Source organism: Paenibacillus sp. NPDC056722, assembly GCF_042790635.1.
GTDB classification, from domain to species: Bacteria; Bacillota; Bacilli; order Paenibacillales; family Paenibacillaceae; genus Paenibacillus_AQ; species Paenibacillus_AQ agri.
In genome coordinates this window covers 1-22,705 of the sequence record NZ_JBHTYV010000025.1, presented here as the reverse complement: position 1 = coordinate 22,705, position 22,705 = coordinate 1, and the positions used below count along the sequence as shown (strand labels likewise).

22 protein-coding genes are annotated in these 22,705 nt (G+C 43.3%); 18 read left to right on the top strand and 4 right to left on the bottom strand.

The genetic code is table 11. The features are described 5' to 3' along the window. Position 1: 1 nt before the first annotated feature. The 8 genes from ACFRAM_RS28380 to ACFRAM_RS28345 all read left to right on the top strand — a co-directional run bounded on the left by ACFRAM_RS28380 (position 2) and on the right by ACFRAM_RS28345 (position 9,510). Positions 2-988: an ROK family protein gene (locus ACFRAM_RS28380; protein WP_379470381.1), complete on the top strand. Its 987-nt coding sequence runs from the start codon at positions 2-4 to the stop codon at positions 986-988. After that, entirely contained in the window at positions 982-3,393 is a 2,412-nt protein-coding gene (locus ACFRAM_RS28375; protein ID WP_379470380.1) for a glycoside hydrolase family 9 protein, read from the top strand. Before ACFRAM_RS28380 ends, ACFRAM_RS28375 begins: the two co-directional genes overlap by 7 nt. Positions 3,394-3,423: 30 nt before the next feature. Beyond that, positions 3,424-4,506, top strand: coding sequence for an SIS domain-containing protein (locus ACFRAM_RS28370; protein ID WP_379470395.1), 1,083 nt, complete (start codon positions 3,424-3,426; stop codon positions 4,504-4,506). A gap of 30 nt (positions 4,507-4,536) precedes the next feature. Next, positions 4,537-5,898 (top strand): ABC transporter substrate-binding protein, encoded by a 1,362-nt coding sequence (locus ACFRAM_RS28365; RefSeq protein ID WP_379470379.1) that lies wholly within the window; start codon positions 4,537-4,539, stop codon positions 5,896-5,898. Positions 5,899-5,987: 89 nt separating this feature from the next. Beyond that, on the top strand, positions 5,988-6,872 hold the full coding sequence (locus ACFRAM_RS28360) for a carbohydrate ABC transporter permease (RefSeq protein ID WP_379470378.1): 885 nt from the start codon (positions 5,988-5,990) through the stop codon (positions 6,870-6,872). 2 nt (positions 6,873-6,874) lie between these two features. Further along, positions 6,875-7,702: a carbohydrate ABC transporter permease gene (locus ACFRAM_RS28355; RefSeq protein WP_379470394.1), complete on the top strand. Its 828-nt coding sequence runs from the start codon at positions 6,875-6,877 to the stop codon at positions 7,700-7,702. Positions 7,703-8,556: 854 nt separating this feature from the next. Continuing rightward, positions 8,557-8,790 carry a hypothetical protein gene (locus ACFRAM_RS28350; protein ID WP_379470377.1) on the top strand — a complete coding sequence of 78 codons (234 nt, stop codon included), beginning with the start codon at positions 8,557-8,559 and terminating at the stop codon, positions 8,788-8,790. Between the two features lie 357 nt (positions 8,791-9,147). Then, the gene (locus tag ACFRAM_RS28345; protein WP_379470376.1) at positions 9,148-9,510 is read left to right on the top strand and encodes a hypothetical protein; all 363 of its coding nucleotides are present in this window, start codon (positions 9,148-9,150) and stop codon (positions 9,508-9,510) included. 227 nt (positions 9,511-9,737) lie between these two features. On the opposite strand, the gene ACFRAM_RS28340 is transcribed toward ACFRAM_RS28345, so the two are convergent. Further along, complete coding sequence (locus ACFRAM_RS28340) at positions 9,738-10,097, bottom strand: collagen-like triple helix repeat-containing protein (RefSeq protein ID WP_083205389.1); 360 nt, start codon at positions 10,095-10,097, stop codon at positions 9,738-9,740. Between the two features lie 302 nt (positions 10,098-10,399). Between ACFRAM_RS28340 and ACFRAM_RS28335 the strand changes: the two genes are divergently transcribed. Then, positions 10,400-11,191, top strand: coding sequence for a sensor domain-containing protein (locus tag ACFRAM_RS28335; protein WP_379470375.1), 792 nt, complete (start codon positions 10,400-10,402; stop codon positions 11,189-11,191). A gap of 332 nt (positions 11,192-11,523) precedes the next feature. Beyond that, complete coding sequence (locus tag ACFRAM_RS28330) at positions 11,524-12,087, top strand: tyrosine-type recombinase/integrase (protein ID WP_066375570.1); 564 nt, start codon at positions 11,524-11,526, stop codon at positions 12,085-12,087. A 73-nt stretch (positions 12,088-12,160) separates the two neighbouring features. Here ACFRAM_RS28330 and ACFRAM_RS28325 read toward each other — a convergent pair whose 3' ends face one another. Beyond that, positions 12,161-12,844, bottom strand: coding sequence for a universal stress protein (locus tag ACFRAM_RS28325; RefSeq protein ID WP_379470374.1), 684 nt, complete (start codon positions 12,842-12,844; stop codon positions 12,161-12,163). Between the two features lie 131 nt (positions 12,845-12,975). Here ACFRAM_RS28325 and ACFRAM_RS28320 point away from each other — a divergent pair, with 131 nt between their 5' ends. Genes ACFRAM_RS28320 through ACFRAM_RS28285 form a run of 8 tightly spaced genes read left to right on the top strand, consistent with a single transcriptional unit; the run spans position 12,976 to position 20,649 of the window. Further along, positions 12,976-15,381, top strand: a complete 2,406-nt coding sequence (locus ACFRAM_RS28320; protein WP_379470393.1) for a Na+/H+ antiporter subunit A — start codon at positions 12,976-12,978, stop codon at positions 15,379-15,381. Further along, positions 15,368-15,790, top strand: a complete 423-nt coding sequence (locus tag ACFRAM_RS28315; RefSeq protein ID WP_066375562.1) for a Na(+)/H(+) antiporter subunit B — start codon at positions 15,368-15,370, stop codon at positions 15,788-15,790. The genes ACFRAM_RS28320 and ACFRAM_RS28315 overlap by 14 nt, the downstream gene beginning before the upstream one ends. 1 nt (position 15,791) lies before the next feature. Further along, positions 15,792-16,130: a Na(+)/H(+) antiporter subunit C gene (locus tag ACFRAM_RS28310; RefSeq protein WP_066375559.1), complete on the top strand. Its 339-nt coding sequence runs from the start codon at positions 15,792-15,794 to the stop codon at positions 16,128-16,130. Continuing rightward, positions 16,123-17,598, top strand: a complete 1,476-nt coding sequence (locus ACFRAM_RS28305) for a Na+/H+ antiporter subunit D (protein ID WP_379470373.1) — start codon at positions 16,123-16,125, stop codon at positions 17,596-17,598. The genes ACFRAM_RS28310 and ACFRAM_RS28305 overlap by 8 nt, the downstream gene beginning before the upstream one ends. Before the next feature lie 15 nt (positions 17,599-17,613). Beyond that, positions 17,614-18,093, top strand: a complete 480-nt coding sequence (locus ACFRAM_RS28300; protein ID WP_066375557.1) for a Na+/H+ antiporter subunit E — start codon at positions 17,614-17,616, stop codon at positions 18,091-18,093. After that, the gene (locus ACFRAM_RS28295; protein ID WP_078500563.1) at positions 18,090-18,371 is read left to right on the top strand and encodes a Na(+)/H(+) antiporter subunit F1; all 282 of its coding nucleotides are present in this window, start codon (positions 18,090-18,092) and stop codon (positions 18,369-18,371) included. Before ACFRAM_RS28300 ends, ACFRAM_RS28295 begins: the two co-directional genes overlap by 4 nt. Next, positions 18,355-18,759 (top strand): Na+/H+ antiporter subunit G, encoded by a 405-nt coding sequence (locus tag ACFRAM_RS28290; protein ID WP_379470372.1) that lies wholly within the window; start codon positions 18,355-18,357, stop codon positions 18,757-18,759. Before ACFRAM_RS28295 ends, ACFRAM_RS28290 begins: the two co-directional genes overlap by 17 nt. Positions 18,760-18,816: 57 nt before the next feature. After that, on the top strand, positions 18,817-20,649 hold the full coding sequence (locus ACFRAM_RS28285; RefSeq protein WP_379470371.1) for a glycerophosphoryl diester phosphodiesterase membrane domain-containing protein: 1,833 nt from the start codon (positions 18,817-18,819) through the stop codon (positions 20,647-20,649). 891 nt (positions 20,650-21,540) lie between these two features. Here ACFRAM_RS28285 and ACFRAM_RS28280 read toward each other — a convergent pair. Further along, positions 21,541-21,939 (bottom strand): hypothetical protein, encoded by a 399-nt coding sequence (locus ACFRAM_RS28280; protein ID WP_379470370.1) that lies wholly within the window; start codon positions 21,937-21,939, stop codon positions 21,541-21,543. 120 nt (positions 21,940-22,059) lie between these two features. Continuing rightward, positions 22,060-22,705 (bottom strand): hypothetical protein (locus ACFRAM_RS28275; protein WP_379470368.1); only part of this gene is annotated, 646 nt, incomplete at its 5' end.

Sequence of the window (22,705 nt, the reverse complement as noted above, 5' to 3'; positions counted from 1 at the left end):
TATGGAAATTCCACATTCGATTATTGCAGTTGACTTAGGGGGGACGAAAATTCTTGTCGGTGAAGTAACTCCAGCTGGTGAGGTGTTGCAAACAAAGTCGTATGCAAGTGATACAACAAACCAAGATACTGCATTACAAGGAATTATTCATTCGATCAATGATTTTCAAGCAGGGAGTACCTTGATTGGCCGCGAGCAAATCGCGATTGGCGTTGGCGTGGTTGGACGTGTGGATACACGGGGTGGAATATGGCACGAAATACAGCCAGACAAGAAGAAATGGATTAACGTAAGTGAGCTGTTGGAATCTATTTTTCAATTACCTTGCGGTGTAGATAATGATGTTGCTTGTGCAACGCGTGCAGAGCAGGTATTCGGCTGGGGACAACAGTCTAAGAACTTTATTTACTTCAACATTGGAACAGGCATTGCGGCAGGAACCGTAGTGGATGGACACTATGTGGAAGGGAGCCACTTTAACGCTGGTGAAGTGGGGCACATGGTCGTGGCGATGGATAGCGATGTGCGGTGTGCCTGTGGTCGATATGGCTGTGTTGAACGTATCGCTTCAGGTTTAGGCATGCACGAGCGTGTTGTTGCCTTGCTTCCAGAGTATCCGTCTACTGTGCTTGAACTCGTGGAAGGACAACGAATGGCTGCGCAAACGATATTCGAAGCGGCAGAACAAGCGGATTCACTTGCATCGCGCATTGTGGATGATGCGGCTCGGGCAGCTGCGGCAGCGATTATGAATCTGGTAAGGGTGACCGATCCCGATACGATTGTGCTTGGCGGCGGGGTTGCTCGAAATGCTTACTTCTTCGAGCGAATTAAGCAAGCGTTGAATCCGAGTACAATGCGGTTCGTCACCAATGGACTGGTATATACGAAGGTACAAAGTGAAGCGACAGGACTTGTTGGTGCAGCATTAGCGGGTCTCGCGGCAAGTCAATCAAGAAAGAAAGTAGGAGGGGTTGGGCAATGCTGAGTGAGCAGTTGCTGAGAGATATCAAGCAATCCGGTTACATCCATCGTCCTCTGCCTAGATACACCAAGCATTCATTAGAAGAAGCTCAGAAGCAGTTGAAAGTGCTTGATTCGCGCATTCTGTACTGTGCAAGTGAGATGGACGCCAGCAGCTGGACATTCACAGGTGTTGGTGAAATGAAGGTTGATCCAGATCAATCGGTATCTATCACATCACCTACCGTGATGCCCCACTGGCCGGAAGGCGCACCAGAGGATGGAGATTACGTTAACTTTGGTGAGGCATGGCTCGTACAGCGATTCCACCGTGAGAATTGGGAACACTTCAATCGTATTGCCATCGAACTGAAGGCTGATTTTCAAGGCACTCCGAACACGTATGTGATGATCAAATTCCGGAATGAAGGCATCATTCCAATTCCAGATATTTATTTCCGTGAAGGTGTACATGGCATAAACTTGTCGAACACCGGTTGGAATATGATTCATCTTAATATCGCAGACTTGCCGCGAGATGAAATTACAGAGGTAGAGATCGGCTATTTCATTAATGGAAAGAGCCATGCGACAGGTGACTCTATGAAGCTTTCCGTGAAGTCGATTCAATTAGAGCTCGTCGATCAGCAGGAAGTGACGAAGGGCTGGTTACCCAGTCCGCGGGAAATTATATTCTCTCATTCTGGATACCGGACAGATAGCGTGAAGACGGCTGTAGCACAGCAGCTGGAAACGGAGCATTTTCAGATCATTAGCGAGAACAGCGGTCAATCCGTATATACAGGTACGATAGATTACGTTGAGACAGGTATCGGAGAGTTTCAATTGATGGAATTCACAGAGGTTACGGCGGAAGGCCGTTATTATATCCAGGCTGGAGACATCACCTCACATCCATTCACGATTGGGTCTTCTGTACAGGTATGGCACGCTTCGATCTGGAAAGCATTGAACTTTGTGTTCTGTGAACGTTGCGGCTACCCGGTTCCTGGCATTCATGGCACTTGTCATGCAGATATTATCGCAGAGCATAACGGGACGAAGTTAGCCTTCCACGGCGGCTGGCATGATGCGGGGGATGTGTCGCAGCAATTGATTCAGACGGCTGAAGTGACGCTTGCATTATTTGAGTTAGCAGAGCGGATTGGGCCGATCGATGAGGATTTGTACCTTCGCTTATTAGAGGAAGGCGAGTGGGGTCTGGATTTTCTTCTAAAAACTAGATACGGTGATGGCTATCGTGCGACTAGTGCGGGAATTACACGTTGGACGGACGGCCGTATCGGCAATATGGATGACTGCGCCGCGCGCGTACACAATCAAGCTTACGAGAATTTTTATTGCTCGGGGATTGAGGCCTTTATTCATTCCCGTCTCCCTGATGAGGCCTTATCCAGGCGTCTGCTGGAAATAGCGAAAGAAGATTTCGGGTATGCGTTTGATGTTTTTAGTGAGGCTGGCTTCGATCAGAAGCCAATCTTCTGGGAGCATACGTATCAGACCTCCGAGAGCTTATTCATGGCTACAGCTTCCTGGGCAGCGTCCATGCTATACAAGGCAACACAGGATGAGTTTTACGCAGAGAAGGCGGTTGAATTTATCCGTTATGTGGAGCAGTCACAGGAAACAGAAGGCATCTCTCTTCAGGATGGGACGTCATTCCAAGGCTTCTTCTACCGAAATACGGATAAGAAGGTCATTCAGCACTTTAACCATCAGGCTCGCGAGCATCTGTACTTGCAAGCGTTGGTCACTGTACACGAGACACAGCCTCACCATAAAGAAGCCGCTCGCTGGCTTCAATCCATTGAAGCGTATGGATCGTATCTCAAAAAATTAAGACTGTATACAGCCCCTTATCCGATGATTTCAAGTGGCCTCTATCATGTGGATGAATGGCTGGATGAGCGGAGCTTTGGGCATCAGCATTTGCTCGTGGATGAGCGTGCACATGACGACTATAAGCTTCAATTGCAGGAAGGCGTTCAATTAACGAAGGGAATATACTTACGCCGTTTCCCGGTATGGTTCTCTTTCAAAGGAAATAATGCGATTGTGCTATCCACAGGCAAAGCGGCTTCGATCGCCGGGCAATACTTGAAAGATCCAGAGCTCTTGGATATTGCAGAAGGTCAGCTGCAATGGATTGTCGGAAAAAATCCGTTCGGTCAATCTCTTATGTACGGTGAAGGCTACCGCTATGCACAGCAATATTCTGTATTGAGCGGTGAGATGACAGGAGAGCTTCCAGTTGGTGTTCAAACGTTCGGCAACGAGGACGTGCCTTACTGGCCGCAATTCAACAACGCTACCTATAAGGAAGTTTGGGTCGGACTTGCAGGAAAATGGATGTCCCTATTGGCAGATTTATATACAGTGGACACTTTTTTCACTGAAGAATCATTCTAAGCAGAGGAGATGCGGATAATGAATCTTGATTTGAAGCCAACGATGATGACCTACATTCATGAGGAGGAGTCGATGTCTCGCGACATTCTTAGCTCCTACCCGGAAAATGTGGCAGCCTTTGCAGATCTAGCTGGGATGAAAGCGAATTGGCTTGTATTCGCAACAGGCTCAAGTATAAATGCAGCACTCAGTGCGAAATATTTTATCGAGCGATTGGCGGACGTTCGAATGGATATCCGTGAGCCATTTCATTTTGCACACTATGAATCGTTCAGTCCGTACACGGATCTTATCTTGGGAATATCCCAGAGTGGTCAGAGCACCTCGACAATCGGTGCGCTGAAGCGAACTCGCCAAGAAACAGAGCTTACGACGATTGCGCTCACGAGTGATGTGAATGCTGAAATCTCAGCAGCAGCTGACGTCACAATCGATATCGGCTGCGGTAAAGAGCGAGTAGGCTTCGTAACCAAGGGCTTTCTTGCTACGGTCTTTACGCTAATGCTTGCTGGTCTCCGCATCGCTGTAGTGAATGGTAAGGTTACTCAGGAGAAGGAGCAAGAAATATTGCTTCAGTTCGAGCAAGCGATTGATGCGATCCCATCAACCATTGAGAAGACGGAGCAATTTTTTGATAAACACAGCAATGAATTCGTTACCGCACCTCGCTTTACTGCGATTGGTTATGGGCCTGTATACGGAACGTTAAAAGAGTTCGAGACGAAATTCTGTGAGACGGTTCGCATGCCTTCTCAAGGGATTGAGTTGGAAGCGTTCATGCATGGCCCCTACTTGGAAGTGAATCCTGAGCACCGAATATTCTTTCTGGAGACAGGCGGCAAGGTGCAGGAGAGGTTGGTGCTTCTACACGACTATGAGAGTAAGTACACGGACTATACCTACACTTTGTCGCTGAACCGCGCAAGTGATGAACGCACGATTGGTCTAGAGCTTGATTTAACGGAAGAAATGGCCCCCTTCATTATGATCATTCCATTTCAAATTCTAGCCCACCATATTGCTACCGCGAAAGGAATTGAACTCCGCAATCGGATCTACACCGATTTTGGAGTGGCGATGAAGAGCAAGACGAAGCCAGGAGATTACGCGTAATAAAACTTTTATAATTTGGAGGCCATGACAATGAAAAAAAGTTTGCTTGTGATAATGTCCTTACTGCTCGTATCTTCCATTACGTTAGCTGGCTGCGGTTCTCAAGCGGAGAATGGCTCGTCAACAGGCAGTGAAGTACAAGGCTCGTCAACAGTAAAGCCATTTGAGATCACATTCCGTCATGCTTTGATCGGGGAAAGAAGGCAAGGTTCTCTAGATATTACGATGGAAGCCGTCAAGAAGATGGAAGCAGAAGTTCCGGGGTTAACAGTGAAAATGGATGGCGTCGATGGTGAGGTCAACCGTAAAGAAAAAATCAGAGGTGAAATGGCGTCGGGACAAGTGCCGGAGATCTTTGATGCCTTCGGAAGTCCTGATGTTAAAACGTTTGCGAAGGAAGGGAAAGTGCTTGATATCACGCCGATTCTAGAAGAACTTGGCATCAAAGATAAATTCATTAATCTGGATGCATGGTCTGTCGATGGCAAAGTATACGGGCTGCCGATATCAGCGAGTGCCGAGGGCGTATTCTACAACAAGGAGTATTTCGCTTCCAAAGGATTCCAAGTACCTAAAACCTATGATGAACTGCTGACACTTATGGATAAGATTAAAGCGGATGGCAAAATCCCATTCTCAGCTGCTTCTAAGTCCGCATGGGTACCATTGATGCTGGCCAACCAGATCTGGTCACGTCTTGCAGGTCCAGAAGTGACTGCGAAATTCTCGACTGGCAAAGCGAAATGGACCGATCCGGCATTGACGGAAGCATTCAAGATTTATCAGGATTGGGTGAATAAGGGCTACTTCAAGAAGGGTGAGCTCGGCCTCGAGTATGTTGACTACAATACCCAGTTCATTAATGGAGAATCAGCTATGATGTTTGACGGCAGTTGGGCAGCTTCTTTATTCCAGAAAGGCGGAGCGGGCGTTAGTCTTGCTGGTAAGGTAGGTTTTTTCAACTTTCCTCCGATGCCTGGTGGGGTAGGTGATCAGACGTCCATCATGCAGGATATGAACAATGGTTATGCATTCTCAGCAGAAGTAGCCAAAGATCCGCGAAAGCTTGCTGCAGTGAAATCGTTCATCAAAAACTACTACACCGAAGATATGCAGATGCGTTTCCTCGTTGAACGCGGATCATTGCCTTGTATGAAGCTAGACGAAGCAAAAGTGAAGGAACAGGTAAAAGATCCAATGATACAGGAAATTATGATCATGCTAATCCATTCCAACTCTTCCTACGCTGCATTTGATGCCTTGGTACCTGCTGATGTAACAACAGAAATCGGTAATCAAATTCAAAAAATAATCGGTAACGTAACGACACCTGAGCAGGCAACCGCTGCAATTCAAAAAGTTCAAGATGAGGCGAATGCTGACGCAGAATAAAGGGTATGTGTAGTGACAATAAGGGCACTCTTATATTAAGAATTGGGTGCCCTATTAGGATGATAAATTGGTGAGGTGGTGTGGGTGGTATGAAGAAAGTCTTAAGGAATCCATTGACATATGTAATGTTTGTTACTCTAGGGATGCTGCTGCTCATCATGTTTTTTATTTATCCACTCATTAGCTCACTTTATTACAGCTTTACCAATTGGAATGGCATTTCAGATCATGTGAAGATGATTGGCTTTAAAAACTATTCTAAAGCACTATCAGACCCAGCATTCTGGAACTCAGTAGAAAACAACGGTTATTTCATATTATTCTCTGTATTTGTGCAAGTCCCAATCACCGTAGTTACTGCATTAATGATTGCGAATGTAAAGAAACTTCAAGGCTTATACAAGACAGCGATCTTTTTGCCTACCGTTATGTCAACGGCAGTAATCGGTATACTATGGGGATTTATTTATAATTATGATGTCGGTTTGTTGAACACGATCATCGTGTTCTTTGGGGGAGAACCGAAGGATTGGCTGGGCAGCCCGAAGACAGCGATGCTGTCTATCCTGATTACAAACTGCTGGCAATGGGCGGGCTTTTATATCGTGATGATCCTCGCAGCGATTCTTACGATTCCTAAGGAACTCGATGAAGCCGCAATGATTGACGGTGCAACCGGCTTGCAACGCGTGAGAACGATCACCTTGCCTCTTATTATGCCTGTAATCAGTGTCGTCATTATGCTCTCCATCGCAGGCTCAATGAAAGCTGCCGATATTATTATCGTCATGACGAAGGGCGGACCTGCAAGCTCTACAGATGTAATGGCCACTTATATGATCAAGTATGCGATCACCAACTTTAAGTATGGATACGGCAACGCGTTATCCTTCATCATCTTTATTTTCACGATGGTGATTACTGTTCTATATCAGCGCTTATTTGCAAAACGTGCCGAAAGGATTGATTACTAATGATGAAGGCGCTGAAAAAAAGCGGGAATCATATATTTTTAATGGCGTATCTACTCATCATTTTGTTTCCATTTCTTTTCGTAGTTTTTTCTTCCTTAAAAATGAACAATGCGGAGATTGCGTTAAGTCCTTTCGGGCTGCCTAAGCAATTTCATTGGGAAAACTATGTTGACGCATGGATAAATGCGAAGATTAACGTTTATTTCTTTAATAGCTTATACATCTCGGTATTATCCTCGTGTCTGACGATTGTCATCTCATCTATGATCGGATTCGCTGTAACGCGTATGAGGTATAATAAGATCAGTACAATCCTATACAGCGTCGTATTGCTAGGGATGCTGATTCCGAATACATCCTTGATGCTTCCAATCTATCTATTACTACAAAAAATCGGAGTATTGAACACGCATCTTGCCCTCATCATCCCCTATGTTGCAAACGCGATACCGTTATCGACGATCATTATCGCTGCTTTCATGCGCTCCTTGCCGGGAGAAATTGAAGAGGCAGCCGTTATCGATGGACTCTCTGCGAAGGGGATCTTTGCGAGAATAGCCATGCCATTAATAGGGCCGGCGCTCGTTACGGTATTTATCATGTCCTTCCTAGGGAACTGGAATGAATTCCTGCTTGCGAATTACTTTCTATCAGATGATGCTTTACGTACTTTGCCTGTCGGGATGGTTCAGTTCCGGGATGCCAAGCTGTCCAACTACGCACAAATGTCAGCGGGTATCGTATTCTGTGTTGTCCCTGTCATGATTATTTATAGCGTATTGCAAAAGCAAATTATAGAAGGGGTTACTGCGGGAAGTGTGAAGGGGTAATTTCCATTACTAGCGTTTTAAAGATACAGTGTATGAAGAAAAGGACGCCGCGGATATATATTCTGCGTAGCGTCCTTTGTTATGGAATGTGTCCCGATTCGGGTTATATTATCGCCGAAGATTATCTTGGAAATAGCTAAGTTCTTGGATGGGATTGTACATCAATAAACTCGGAGTAATCTGTATCTTAGCACTCACAAGTGATAAGATAAATTTAATAAAAGGTCAATATAACTTTAAAGATATTAAAGGGTGGGAGATTTCGTGAAGTGCTGGAACATTCCCGATAGCCTTAACGCCAACATTCTTCCAGTATATTATTCCTTTTTACCTCTAACCTATTCTATAAAAGGGTTTAGAGAGTTAATGTCAACAACTGTTGACTATAAGCATGTTCTGAATCAAGCTATAACCTTAGGTCTTTTTGGCGTCACTTTTATCGCACTAACTATTCTCTATTTAACTGTTACGGTAAAAAACATTCAAAGAAAGCTATAGCAGTTGAAAATTAAAATAAAGAAAGAGGAATAGCCACAATTATAAGTGGCTTATTCCTCTTTTTAAATTGGATTTATCGTTCAATTTTGATTTTCCCCTACATTGAGCCTGACCATAGGGAGGGGAAACGTTCCAGAGCCAATCGACTCGTTAGAGCGTCGTCAGAATTCCAGAATGATTCCAGATAATGAACTTTGCCGGACTGGACGGCGGGAAGCCGGTTCCAATGGGCCATCGGTTAAGTTCTGACAATGCGGCTGAGGTGCGCTGATGAGAATGAACAAACACGAACATCCGGTCTCCCACGGCAAAGTCATTGAGGCGATCGGGAGCAATGATAGGGAAGGGTGAAGGTAATGGCGCCACTCAAGGGAACGATTCGGGTAGATGTATTGAACCTGCTACAGGTTCAAAATGAGGAAGTTGTAAACGACGCTCGTATTCCAATTGAGATCCGCGCATCCTTATATAGCGCACGTGTCAGCGCAATTAATTGTGCTTCTCCGCTGGGGATTTTTACACCCTTGTCATCAAAGTCCTTGTATAAGCAAGTTTCAGATCCGCTCGCCATTGCGCTATACCGTTCATGAAGCCCGCTTCCGCAAGACATGCCTCAATCTTGGCCTTAGCATAATCGACTCTGGCGGCGACATTCTGATATGAGCTCTGGCATGCTCAAGCGCAGTATTATGAGGTAGACAATGACATTGTGATATAACAACGCATCTAAACATCCTCACATGCTACTTCGGAGAATTGTGGATTTGTACAGCCACGATTCACCTCCACCATGAAAACCATCTCCATGAGGATGGTGGTTTTGCTGCTTTTATGCAGTCCCTTTTACAAAGTTCCTTTGTTATAATGTATTATGTAAATCGCTCGAAAGGGAAGTTGACCATAAGCATTTGTCTTCTATATACCTGTAAATTGGCTGGTGAATCTGAATGAGTGAAAAATTTTGGTTAGTGGTACAGTATCCTTTGAAAAGTGAAAAAGGCAGCCAACGTGACCACTGGTTAAGAGATAAAGTAATGGAATACTTGGAGATCTCCCTAGCAGATGCTAATTTAGGCTATGTGGATGGTTTTGATATGGGGAAATGCATTTCCGACCCGAAAAAATATGCTCTTAATATATTTTGTATCATTACGGAAGAAGAACGGAGTATAGCCTTAGTGAAAAGAGTTTTAAGAGACAGCAGGCTTGATTATACCCATATAAAAATTGCTACAATGCCCTACGGAAAAGAAGGAACATATACTTTGAAATATGCCTATAAAAAGGGTGTTACTGATTTTTCACTATAGCCTGATATTGTGTTATTTGTGATAAAAGTGCAGCTAACAATCATAAAAACTTATGATTTGTTATCTTCGGACAGGTACGCGACTTCCCTTGGCCCATAATTATTACATGTAAAAGACACCTTAAAAAGTGTCTTTTTTTGCTTTTTGATTTTATAGATCGTTGTAGAAAATCAACCGTAAACATGGAAAAAGCCCCATTCCTACTGGAACGGAGCTTTTCCTCCAATTTAGAAACACGTGAATGATTGGATCAAATTCAAATCAAATCCGGTATACACCCAGAACCTTCCGTTCCATTGAAACCCTGCGACCGAGGTGCGCCCTACGAAGACCGGGAAAAACCAGAATTGGTTTCTATTCACGAGCCAAACGTACGTATTCCGAAATAAACAACCAGCAATCGCTCCGGGGTCGACAGCCAAGGGGGTAATCGCAGGTTGCTGAGGGATAAATCCCGGGGGAGGTGAGCTGGGTCCCGCGGTTCCTGGTTGGCCAGGCTGTCCTGGGAATCCTGGTTGCCCTGGAAATCCCGGCTGTCCGGGCTGCCCTGGGAATCCTGGGGCACTAGGTGGTGGTAAAAATGACATGATCTCGTCACTCCTTAATGGATGGGCTAACACATTGTATGTAGGAGCGGAGAGAAGTGAATGGGCGCACTGCATATTTCTTCATGCATTCCGCAGAGGATGGAACGTTTAGCATAAATGTATAGCATTTGAAGGTGAGTGGTATGGCGCCTTTGCTTCCAAAAGTTCATCTCACCAGGGCTAGTCCTAGCCTAAAGTCTAGGCACAAACACCCCCTAAGACGGTTATGTCAGCTAAATAAGGCGGCTATAATTAATTTATTGAGAAGAACGTGACTTATGAAGCAAAGGAGTGTTTGAATAATGAACGCAACAGGGGCGACTGCGAAGGAGCCAACAGGTAAGGTGAACTGGGTGCTTTTTAATCCAAAAACTTATGCAACAATCCTCTATTTTTTACTCTCTCTCCCGTTAGGAATTATCTATCTTACTGTAGCGATAACAGGAGTTGCACTATCCATCGCTTTAACTCCATTATTTATCGGAATCCCGCTGTTTTTTGGAGTAGCTAAGTTGTTGGATGGGATTGTGAAATTTGAGCAAAGCATGATTAGACAAATTTTAGGCTTGCCGGTTCAGCCTGCCTCGTACGCTACGGGCCAACAGTCTGACGCTGGGCAGAACTGGTTTATGCGAATGGTGAGAGGGTTTGACGGCGGGTTATTTATTCGAAATTTGCTGCTCGTCTTCCTAAGATTTGTTACGGGTATTGTATTCTTTGTAATTATGATAACGGTGATCTCATTAGGACTAGGCTTTATTGCTCTTCCAGCCGTGCATATTATTTTGATGAATGAAATGCAACTGAATATTTTAGAAAATAGCTTGTTTAATTACTTCCATATCGATTGGACCTATAATCAGCAATATCTGTTGTACGTAGGTGTTGGCCTTGTCCTTTTTTGGATTGCGCTTCGCGTCGTGAATGGACTCATGCAAATTCAACGCAGAATCATGTATGTGGATGAGGCATATCAGCGGCCGTCAGTAGCAGCGGAAGCATCAATATATGACTCCGTTCAGTCACTATATTATGAGCACCAAGAGGATCAGTCCACTCAAGGGTTGATGCAGCCAGCCTATAGAGAGCTTTAGAACATGGAGTTTTTATAGATATAAGGAAAAAACCTATGTTTCCAACTGTCAGTACAATAGACCTAACCTTACGATCCCCGCAATGGGGGTCTTTTTTTTGGAAGGAGGGGAGGGGGAAGTTTGGAACTGTAGGAGCGAAGCGCTTGCTACTGTAAAATGCTTTTAGAATGCGGGTATAGCAGCTTGTTGATTAGGTTCTTATCCGACTGGATATCATGTTCAATGGAGAGCTCATCCGTCAGTTTTTTTATTAAATTAAGCAATCTTTTAATTGTTATGTTACTTAATATATGTTAGCCTTAAATTAAGTAACATTATCGGAGGGATTTTCTGTGCAATTTGTTAATCCGATTCGGGACGTAAAAACCATACAAGCGATGAAAGAGGAGCTCCGAAAACACTCTTTAAGGGATCTGTTGCTTTTTGTATTGGGAATTAACACCGGGATTAGTCTTCTTGATTTGCTCAATCTTACTGTACAGGACGTTTGGGATGGCCAGAATGCCAAGCAGTTTCTTTATATTAAGGATGAGAAGACAGGAGAAGAAAAGGCTCATTACTTAAACAGCAAGGTCGGGGAGATACTAAACGAGTATTTATCTAACGTCGATTGGAAGCCTGAGGATTATTTGTTTAAATCCAAAAAGGATTCTGGTCCGATTACCCGTCAGCAGGCGTATCGAATTATTAATCACTCGGCAAAGGAGGTAGGGATATCTGAGAAAATCGGGACCCATACACTGAGAAAGACGTTTGGTTACCATGCATACTATAGAGGAGTTGCCATCTCCATTTTAAAGTCGATTTTGCATCATCATTCTACGGCTGAAACGTTGAAGTATCTGGGGATCGACAGGGTTGAGAAGCGGCCCATTAAAGTGGATGTGAATTTATAAACGATCTGTGTTTTGAAAAGATAAAAAAACTCCGCATGAAACATGCGGAGAGGGTGAGCTTTTTTATTAACTTTTATTGTGCAGAGTCATCCAGACCCAGTGCTGTATTAATATCTACATTTGTTAGTTCGGTGACAATCCCGTCAGTTACGAGAACATGTAAAGTCGAAGCATCCTTCATAAAACGGAAAATTCCGTTATCGAAATCGGTATCCGCTTCTTTGAAGAAAATGCCTTCATATTCCGTTTCTTTTTCGTGACTGAAGCTTAACTGGTAATTATTCCCGTCTTTAATCAAATAAGCACGAATGCCCTTTTGATAATTACCTTCTTCATCCCGGATATAACGGGCAACGGAAACGATATGCAGATCGACAAAGGGGATCTCACGTACCAAAGAATTAATGATAGATCCCTTCGTAATTTGTTCCCATCGGCTGCTTGCTGTCTGGCCTAGAATAATCTGTGTAATGTTGTTATCTCTGGCTACTTCTGCAATGACCTTATAGACAGGGCGGCTTTCATTATCCTTCATGATAAATTGGGCCGTAGCGTGAGCGTGGGCATATTCTTTCCATTGTTCGATATAGAGTAATTTCTCGGCGTCCAGTTCGTCAAATGGCTTCGGATCGATGGTCAATATATAAAGCGGAGCTTTCATGATATTAGCGATTGCACAGCCACGTTTGATTAGTCTTTCGCTATTGGGACCATAATAAACGCAAACCAGAATGCTCTCATTATATACGCTAATCATTTTAAGTATTTCACCTCAATGCTAGTATTAGGACTCATTTAAACTATGTAAGACTATAGTTGATGTTAACAAAAGAGTCAATATGTAGATACGGAAGCAGAAGTCATGAATAAGGAGGAGTACGCTTGACTATGTTCTATACCTATATTTTTCTCCCGTTGATCAGTGCAATATTTGTTCCCTTCTTATATAAGTATTTCAATCGCGTAGTACATACGGGATGGTTCGTTTTACTTGTACCTACATCTATTTTTATCTATTTACTACAGTATATACCTGGTGTTGCGGCTGGTGACACGTATAAATACACATTATCCTGGATTCCGTCCCTGGATATGAATATGATCTCCTATGTGGATGGGCTCAGCTTGTTATTTGGTCTGCTCATTAGCGGAGTCGGTAGCTTGGTCATTATTTACTCTATATTTTATATGTCTAAGGTTCGTGAGGCGCTCCACAACTTCTATATTTATTTGCTCATGTTCATGGGCGCTATGCTGGGGGTAGTATTCTCCGATCACCTCTTAGTCCTGTACGGGTTCTGGGAGTTAACCAGTGTTTCTTCCTTCTTATTAATCTCCTATTGGTACGAGCGCAAGAGCTCCCGCCAAGGCGCCTTGAAGGCGCTATTAATTACTGTCCTTGGCGGATTCGGCATGTTAGCCGGGTTTATTATGCTGATCATGATGGCGGATACTTACAGTATTCGGGAAATGATTGCGAACCTGGAAGTTATACAAAGCCATGTACTATTTATTCCCGCGATGTTATGTGTTTTGCTCGGTGCATTTACGAAATCCGCACAATTTCCATTCGGTATTTGGTTACCTGACGCGATGGAGGCGCCAACTCCGGTGAGCAGTTACCTCCACTCGGCTACGATGGTCAAAGCTGGTATTTATTTAGTGGCTCGTATGACACCGATTTTCGGGGGGAGCTCCGTATGGTTCTGGCTTGTGGCTGGAATTGGTCTCATTACGCTGCTTTACGGTTCTTTGACGGCGCTGAGGCAGACCGATCTAAAGGCGATGTTAGCATATTCTACAATTAGTCAATTGGGATTGATTATGTGCTTGCTTGGAGTCGGCTCTTTAGCAGTCTATTTTGGGCCTGGTGAGAGTGGCACGATCTTTACGGTAGCTACATTTGCCGCCCTATTCCATCTGTTCAATCATTCGACCTTTAAAGGAAGTTTGTTCATGGTTGTCGGTATTATTGACCATGAGACAGGTCGGCGGGATATTCGCTATTTTGGCGGTTTGATGCAAGTCATGCCGATTACGTTCACGATCGCTTTGATTGGTGGTTTATCGATGGCGGGATTACCGCCGTTTAACGGTTTTTTGAGTAAGGAAATGTTTTTTGCAGCGGTGAATGAGGTATCGCAGGCTGGTATCTTCGGTTTAGGCAGCATTGGTCTCCTGTTCCCGATCATTGCTTGGATAGCTAGCATATTTACCTTCGTTTATTGCATGATTTTTGTATTCAAAACCTTTGGAGGACAATATCGTCCTGAGAAATTGACACGAAAAGTGCATGAAGCGCCTTGGGGGATGCTATTTTCTCCAGCCGTCTTGGCATTACTCGTTATACTCATTTTCTTCTTCCCCAATGTATTGGGTAAGTATATTCTCACTCCGGCACTAACATCCATTTTGCCGATGATGCCGCTGTCTCCATACGACCTGAAGATCAGTGCATGGCATGGGCCCAATATGGAGCTGATAATGACGTTCGGTGTCATTGTTGTGGGTCTCCTTCTTTTCAAAACATCCAAGCAGTGGATCCAGGTGATGAGAAATTATCCGCAGGGATTAACGTTGAACCATTGGTACAATAAGGGCTTAACTGGTACGGAGAGACTGTCGGAGTCCTTAACGAATCGTTATATGACAGGCTCGCTGAGACGTTATCTGATCTACATTTTTTCATTCTTTGTCATTGTGTTGATAAGTTCGCTTCTGCTGCTCCACGGTCTCCAGTTTGATTTCTCAAATAATGCAGCTATCAATATTTTTGATGTCGGACTTGTGCTCGCAATGGTGATCGCCGCATGTACTGTCTTATTTGCCGGCAACCGAATTGTGGCTATTGTTGCACTAGGTGCGTTAGGTTATATGGTTTCGATGTTCTTTGTTATCTTTAGAGCGCCTGACCTGGCATTGACGCAAATGGTGGTGGAGACGGTGACAACGGTTCTGTTCCTTCTGTGCTTCTACCATTTACCGAAACTTAAGAAAAGCATCGAACGGATTCCTTTCAAACTGACGAATCTGGTCATCTCGATCGCGATGGGTCTAACCGTGACCGTTCTCGCATTGTCCGCGAATGGGCATAAGTTATTTGAACCAATAACATCCTTTTTTGAAAATGCCTTTGAGCTGGCGGGTGCCAAAAATATTGTCAACGCTATATTAGTGGACTTCCGCGGATTCGATACGATGCTGGAAATATCCGTGTTATCCATTGCTGGACTAGGTGTATATATATTCGTTCATCAGCGTTCCAAAAGGAGGGAACAAAATGAAACCGAATGATGTGATATTGAAAAGTGTAACTCGAGTAGCTGCTGTGATCATATTGACCTTTTCGATCTATTTATTTATGAACGGTCACCATCATCCAGGAGGAGGATTCATTGGGGGACTGAGTATGGCATCATCTATTGTCCTGCTGTATCTTTCTTTTGGAGTCGAGAAGGTAAGGGAAAACATTCGGGTGGATTTCAAAAAGCTTTCCGCGGTGGGAGTGTTGATTGCCGTTGCGACCGGAACAGTGAGCGTGGTATTTGGTAAGCCTTTTTTAACCCAGACCTTCGGTCATTTTGATTTACCGATCTTTGGCGATACCGAGCTCGCGTCTGCTTTGATTTTTGATACCGGAGTCGCTTTGGCTGTCATAGGCACCGCAGTCAATATTATTCTTAGCATAAGTGAGGATCGTTAATATGGAGACACTAATGGTCATACTAGTCGGTATTTTAATATCCATTGGAACCTATTTGATTCTATCTAAGCAGCTGCTGCGGATTGTGCTTGGGGCATCGATTGTGGGCCATGCGGTTAATTTGCTGCTGATTACTTCCGGCGGGCTGAAGACTGGGAGTGCCCCTCTGCTGGGAGAGAAGGTCGCGAACTTTACGGATGCTATTCCTCAAGCATTAATTTTAACTGCGATTGTCATTAATTTTGCCGTGACAGCGCTAGTACTAGTTTTATGTTACCGGGCCTATCAAAGCTTCGGGACGGATGACATGGAGCAATTAAGGGGGAATGAGCTTGAATAATTTGTTGATCGCGCCGGTTATCATTCCTCTATTGATGGGGATGGTCCTCATTATATTCCAGAAAAATATAAAGCTACAGCGGATTCTTAGTCTGGCTGCATTGTTAGCTACTAGTGTCATTGCCGTTCTATTGATGAATCAGATCAGAAATGGCGGAATTCAAACCTTACAATTGGGTGGTTGGAAAGCACCTTACGGCATTAGCTTCGTGGGGGACATGTTCAGTGCTTTGCTGCTTTTGGCTACTTCAATTGTCTCGGTGTGCTGCTTAATTTACGCTTTTTCATCGATTGGCCGAAAACAAGAAAAATTGTACTTTTATCCTCTATTTTTGTTTTTGATTACAGGTGTCAATGGTTCGTTCTTGACAGGGGATTTGTTCAATTTATATGTTTTCTTTGAACTGTTTCTGGTTGCTTCCTATGTACTAATCACATTGGGGGGAGGCCAGCGGCAGCTTGGCGAGTCACTCAAATATATTTTTACGAACATTATTGCATCGGCGTTCTTTTTGATCGGAGTAGCTTATTTATATTCTATGACCGGCACATTGAACCTCGCCCATTTATCGATGCGGATTGCAGAGGTTGGTCAGGATGGGTTAATTACTACCGTCGCATTATTATTCTTGATCGTCTTCGCTATGAAGGCGGGATTATTGCTCTTTTTCTGGCTGCCGGGATCCTATAGTGTACCCCCAACGGCAATCGCTGCTATTTTTGCAGCATTACTTACTAAGGTAGGGATATACGCCATTTTCAGAATGTTTACGCTCATCTTTTATCATGAACCGCAAATTACCCATATGTTTATTGGGATTTTAGCCGCTATTACAATGATACTAGGTGGACTCGGAGCGATCGGTTATTGGGATTTGAGAAAAATATTAACCTTCAATGTGGTTATCAGCGTTGGATTTATTATGGCTGGACTTGTCTCTTTAACATCCACCGGCATAGCGGGTTCTATTTATTATTTGATTCACGACATGCTGATTAAAGGGCTTGTATTTATGATTGGGGGAACCATAGTTCATCTCACGGGAACAAGTGACTTGAAGAAAATTAGCGGCTTGATTCGTCATCACCCCGGGTTAGGCTGGATGTTCTTCATCGCAGCTTTGTCTATGGTTGGAATTCCTCCGCTCAGCGGATTTCTTGGCAAAGTATTTACGACGCAAGGCGTCTTTGAAGCCGGCTATTATTGGCTTGGAGGAATCGGGCTGCTGGCCAGCTTGTTCATTCTGTTTTCCATGATCAAATTGTTTATGAACGCTTTTTGGGGTGAAACGATTCTGGGTGTTGAGGAGGAGAAAGGGACAACGAAAGGTTTGTTGCTTCCGATCGCTCTGTTGACGCTGGCTAGTGTTGCTATGGGAATCGGCGCTGAGGCGATTACGGGTTATGTTGCTCAAGCTGCCGAGGAATTGCTCAATCCAAATTTATATATTCAGGCCGTGTTTGATTAAAGGGGGGAAACAGTCATGCCCGTTCAGGTGCTACTCAACATATTCATTGCCTACTTGTGGATGTTTCTGCAAGAGGATATGAGTATATTAAACTTTATCAGCGGTTACTTTGTGGGTCTGTTTATTTTAATGTGCATTCGCCGTTTCTTTAAAAAACCGTTTTATCTATTCACGTTAGCCGCAATTGGGAAGCTGTTCATTCTCTTTATCCATGAGCTGAATACTTCTGCGATGATGGTCATGAAGCATGTGCTCCGTCCTAAAATCGATGTTAAACCGGGGATTTTCAAGGTGGAAACGGATTTGGAGGGGGATTTGGAAATTACGCTCCTATCCTTGTTGATTTGCTTAACACCGGGCTCAGTCATCATGGAGGTAACCCCTGATTCGAAGGTGCTATACATCCATGGTCTGAATATGCCTGAATCCAGGGATTCAGTATTAAAATCAAAATCTGTTTTTGAAAAAGCGATAAAGGATGTGACGAGAAAATGATATTTGAGACGGTGTTGATTACTGCATTATGTATATTAATGCTGGCCATACTAGCCAACTTATACCGGATTGTAAAAGGGCCTTCCAGTGCAGACCGTGTTCAAGCTTTGGATTCCATTGGTATTAATCTGATCGCCAGTACCGCCGTGTTCTCCGTGCTGCTGCACACACATGCCTTTTTTGATCTTATATTATTGATCGGGATCCTTTCGTTTATTGGAACTGTTGCCTTTGCCAGATTCATTGAAAGAGGTGTTGTCATTGAGCGTAAGCGGTGAAATAATCGGGGCCGTCCTCATTCTCATTGGAGCCATTTTCAGCTTAATCAGCGCGATTGGGAATGTGCGTCTGCCCGATGTGTACACAAGGTCTCATGCTGCATCTAAAAGTTCTACGCTTGGCGTTCTGTGTGCGCTCGTTGGAACATTACTGTATTTCTTAATTTCTGACGGTTTCTTCAGCATCCGCCTCATCTTGGGAATCTTCTTTGTATTTTTAACAGCTCCAGTCGCCGCTCATGTGATTTGCCGTGCTGCTTACCGCAGCCAGGTGCCGTTAGCCGAGCAGAGCGTTCAAGATGAATTGAAGGACTATTATATGGAGAATGAAATCGAAACCGCCCAGTTAGAGGATAAAGAAAAAATTGCTGTATATCAGGGAAAATGAAGAAGCGGTCCGTCCTCAGTTGAGGGTGGGCTGCTTTTTACAAGTAGGTGCAAATTGATGAGTGAGATTTCAAAGGTTCCGATACACAAGCAGGTTACCGATATTTTTCGGATACTTGCTTTTTCGTACAGGGAAATATTTATTTTCGAAATTCTGTATAAGCTGCTAACGTTGTTTGTCTTTATTCCAGCCATTTCATCCATATTTCGTGGATTTCTCCGCTTAAGTGGGTTTGCCGGAGCTACCAATTACGAACTGTTGCAATTTGCGATGAGTAAGTATGGATTGTTATGCATGCTGATTCTGCTTCCAATCGCCACACTGCTGATTTTTATAGAGCTATCGGTTCTGATTATTCTCTCGTATTATGGTCAGAAGAGACAGCGGATCGGACTAATTCCGGCGTTTTTGCAGTCGCTTTCCTATCTTCGGTCCCTGTTCAAAATAGGATTTCTAGGGTTGGTGGTCTATCTGCTGCTGTTTCTCCCGCTAGGTGCGGGGGTAGGCACTACGCTACTTCCTTCTTTGGAAATTCCGAACTTTATCACGGGCGAGTTAGTAAAAACAGGCGGAGGAACACTTCTGCTTATTGGCGTGCTGGGGGTCATGTTATTCTTCAATGTTCGCTGGACCTTTTTGCTTCATATTGTGGTGATCGAGGGGGCGGCAAGCTTTCGGAAGGCGGCGAAAAAGAGCGTTGCACTCCTTAAAAAAAGACATCTCCGCATATTAGTGGTTATGCTGTCGGTATTCTTCCTCTATCTGCTCGTTGTCATTCTGTTGATTGTAGCTTTTGTCGGAGCTGTGGGTTTTCTATACTTCCTGTGGGAGCAGCAGACGGTATTTGCTAGTGTTGTGCGGATAGTCGCTTTGAAGAGCGCAGTACTATCCCTCTATCTGGCAACATTATTTTTGCTGCCGCTTTATATTACCACAATTACCCGGTTGTACATGGTGAAGGCGAACCCGAATGATGTCGTGCTGCAGCTACCTGAGCCGAAGAGCTTGGAAGATCGGTCCATTCAGAATCAAGGATTGCTACACAAGCATAAAAGAAAGATCATCGCGCTTGGCTCAGTTACTACATTTGCAGCGGCAATTGCTCTTCTGCCAGCCATAGATGGAATGCAGATGGAGGATCAAAAAGCCGAGATTATGGCCCATAGAGGATATGTTTCGAAGGGGCCGGAAAATACGATTGAGTCCATACAGGGTGCTATTGAGGCGCAGGCAGATTATGCAGAAATCGACGTGTTGGAGACCAAGGACGGAGACCTTGCCGTCATACACGATACCAATTTGAAGCGTCTGACAGGTATCCATGCACAGGTGTATGATCTGACAATGGATGAATTACGACAGCTGCAAGTGAAGCAGGGGAATTTCACAGGACGAATTAGCAGTCTGGCAGAAGTGATGGATGTAGCCAGAGGTAAAATAAAACTAAACATTGAAATCAAAACACATGGAATGGAACAAAATCTGACCGATACATTCATCCGGATTGTGCGTGAAAATCATTTTGAAAATGATTGTGTTGTACAGTCGCTGGATTATGAAATCGTGCAGCAAGTCAAAGCCGCAGCGCCAGATCTTCAGGTGGGTTATATTTTGTTCGCCGGTGTCCCAGACATGGGGCAGATTCAAGCCGACTTTGTCGTTATGGAAGAGTATATGGTCAAAGAATCGGTTATCGCTTCGGCCAAGCGGCATCACAAGCCTATCTATGTCTGGACAGTAAATAACACCGAAAGCATGCGACGATTCTTCAGTATGGGTGTCGATGGGATCATAACAGATTACCCTGAAGATGCGATTTCCATTGAAGAAGAACTTAGAACGGGACCGTTGTCGGCGTTGACCCAGTGGCTTAATAATTTGAATTTTTGATGGATAATGAAAAGCCCCGCAAGCTCTGCATGTGCAGTGGCTTGCGGGGCTTTGGCTTTAATTTGGCGCGGTTCTTGAGCAGTTGCTGATAAATAAGGTGCCCCCAATATCCTCAACATTGAACTTTGGGGAATCGTCAGAAAAATCGAAATATTGTTGCCTGATTGGAACCTTTGACGAATGCAAGATTCCTCATGATTTATAAATTATCATCTTAGATAACATCTTTATATGTAATATATACAGTGATAATTTGCCTTGAAAAGAGTTATGGCTGTTTCGTATTGAAGTTAATTAGTAACTCAACATGACAGGTGTTTTCGTTCGGAAGGTTTTTTTGGAAAACCGACTTTCTTCAAAGATTATTGAGGTTTGCGTTTTTAATGTGCGAGAATCAAGAATGTATAAACGGCTTTTGTTGCTTTAGCGTAATCATACCAAGCCCCATTTGATTCGACTGTACCGAAGGCTATGGTTTGGTTCCACAGTCGCTGTAACGTAAATTGGTTAGGCATGTCATCAAAGGTTCGCGATTCGATGAGTTGGGTATTCGTATCGTACACGCTAAGCGTACTCTTGTCTTGAACTAGATAGTAATTTCCTACGGATATAAACAGTCTATCTGCTGCATTTGGCTCAGGTGTCGTAAGGTGCGCCCCCATTTCTTTTTTCCATCAGGCTAATATCACTGAGAAAATCGAAGGCGGTATGTATAGCATTAAAATATTCTTGTGGAAGGTTTGAAGTCGGAAGGATTTCATCTGGATATCTATCTTTTACTCGATAGAAAATGAAAAAGATACATCAGATTGGATATACAGGTAGGCGGTGGGGATAAAACCCAATGTGAGATTGGCAATAGAAATGGCAGATAGCAGTCTATTCTGCTATCTATTTAGAATCAAACTTAGGAGTATTGCTAATGTCTTTAAGAATTTGGCTACCAAAATCTTTTATGCTATCAATGCTAGCATTGTACGAAATTGCTCTGCCCGAGACAAAAATTGTTATCAGAAATACGTTTGTGTCTAATTCGTGTATCCATTTCCATTCAAATGATTCATCATAATGGGAAAAGTATCCATCATAAAAATCCATTGGGAATTTCAAAAGCATCTCAATAAATTTGTCTAAGGTTACATTTGTCCATCCTATATCACTAACAATATTACTTCCATTCTCGTTTGTTATTATTTTAAATCTACAGCCCTGATCAGGTCTATTGTCGCGATAAATAAACTCCATCTCTAAGAACTTATTAATATTATGATGGTCTTTTAGTCTTGCCATATAAATACCCCCTGCACAAGTTAGAGGACTTAACAAATTTATAGTCAGCTTATTATTATCTCATAACAAGTGGACTAATAAATATGCCAAGTCCTCCATTATATTTTTGATTTCTGAATTTTATCTATAATTAAAGGAAGAGGGCACCCAACGACCAGCATTAACTCTATTTGGCATTGTATTATCATTATCAACATATGTAGTTATTACGATATTGTCAACTAATGATAAGACAACGGTGAGTTTGCTAGTAGGATCGTACATGATTCTTGAGGTTCCGATAACATCTTCAAACTTTAAAACTTTAAACATTCCTGTTGCAACTTCAGATAATAAATTGTCTAACATAATTTCTGTAATCCCACGCGCGACAGCCTGTTTTATTGCATGGTTTTTGAGTGTAGTAGTGACATTTTTCTTTGTTGCAGTTACAACAACATCATCTGAACTTTTAGCAAGGACTTTAAAAACAACTTTCACTAAGCTTAAAATGCTAGCTGTTGCTAGAGAATCCGATTGTTTTTCATTGTTTAAACTTTTTTGATATTCAAGCAATCCTTCTTCATAAGGGTCATTGCTCAGTTCTTGATGATTTGTTACGGATTGATCTTCGATAGTATTTGAAGGTGAGGGTGATGCACTTGCAAAAATGGGATTTAAACTTAGTGCTAGAGACAAAGAGACTGCAACAACCTTCAAGGTTCCTTTTAATTTCAACAAAATAACACCTATTATAAATTTTAGTCGATTGGCCAATCTACTAAAT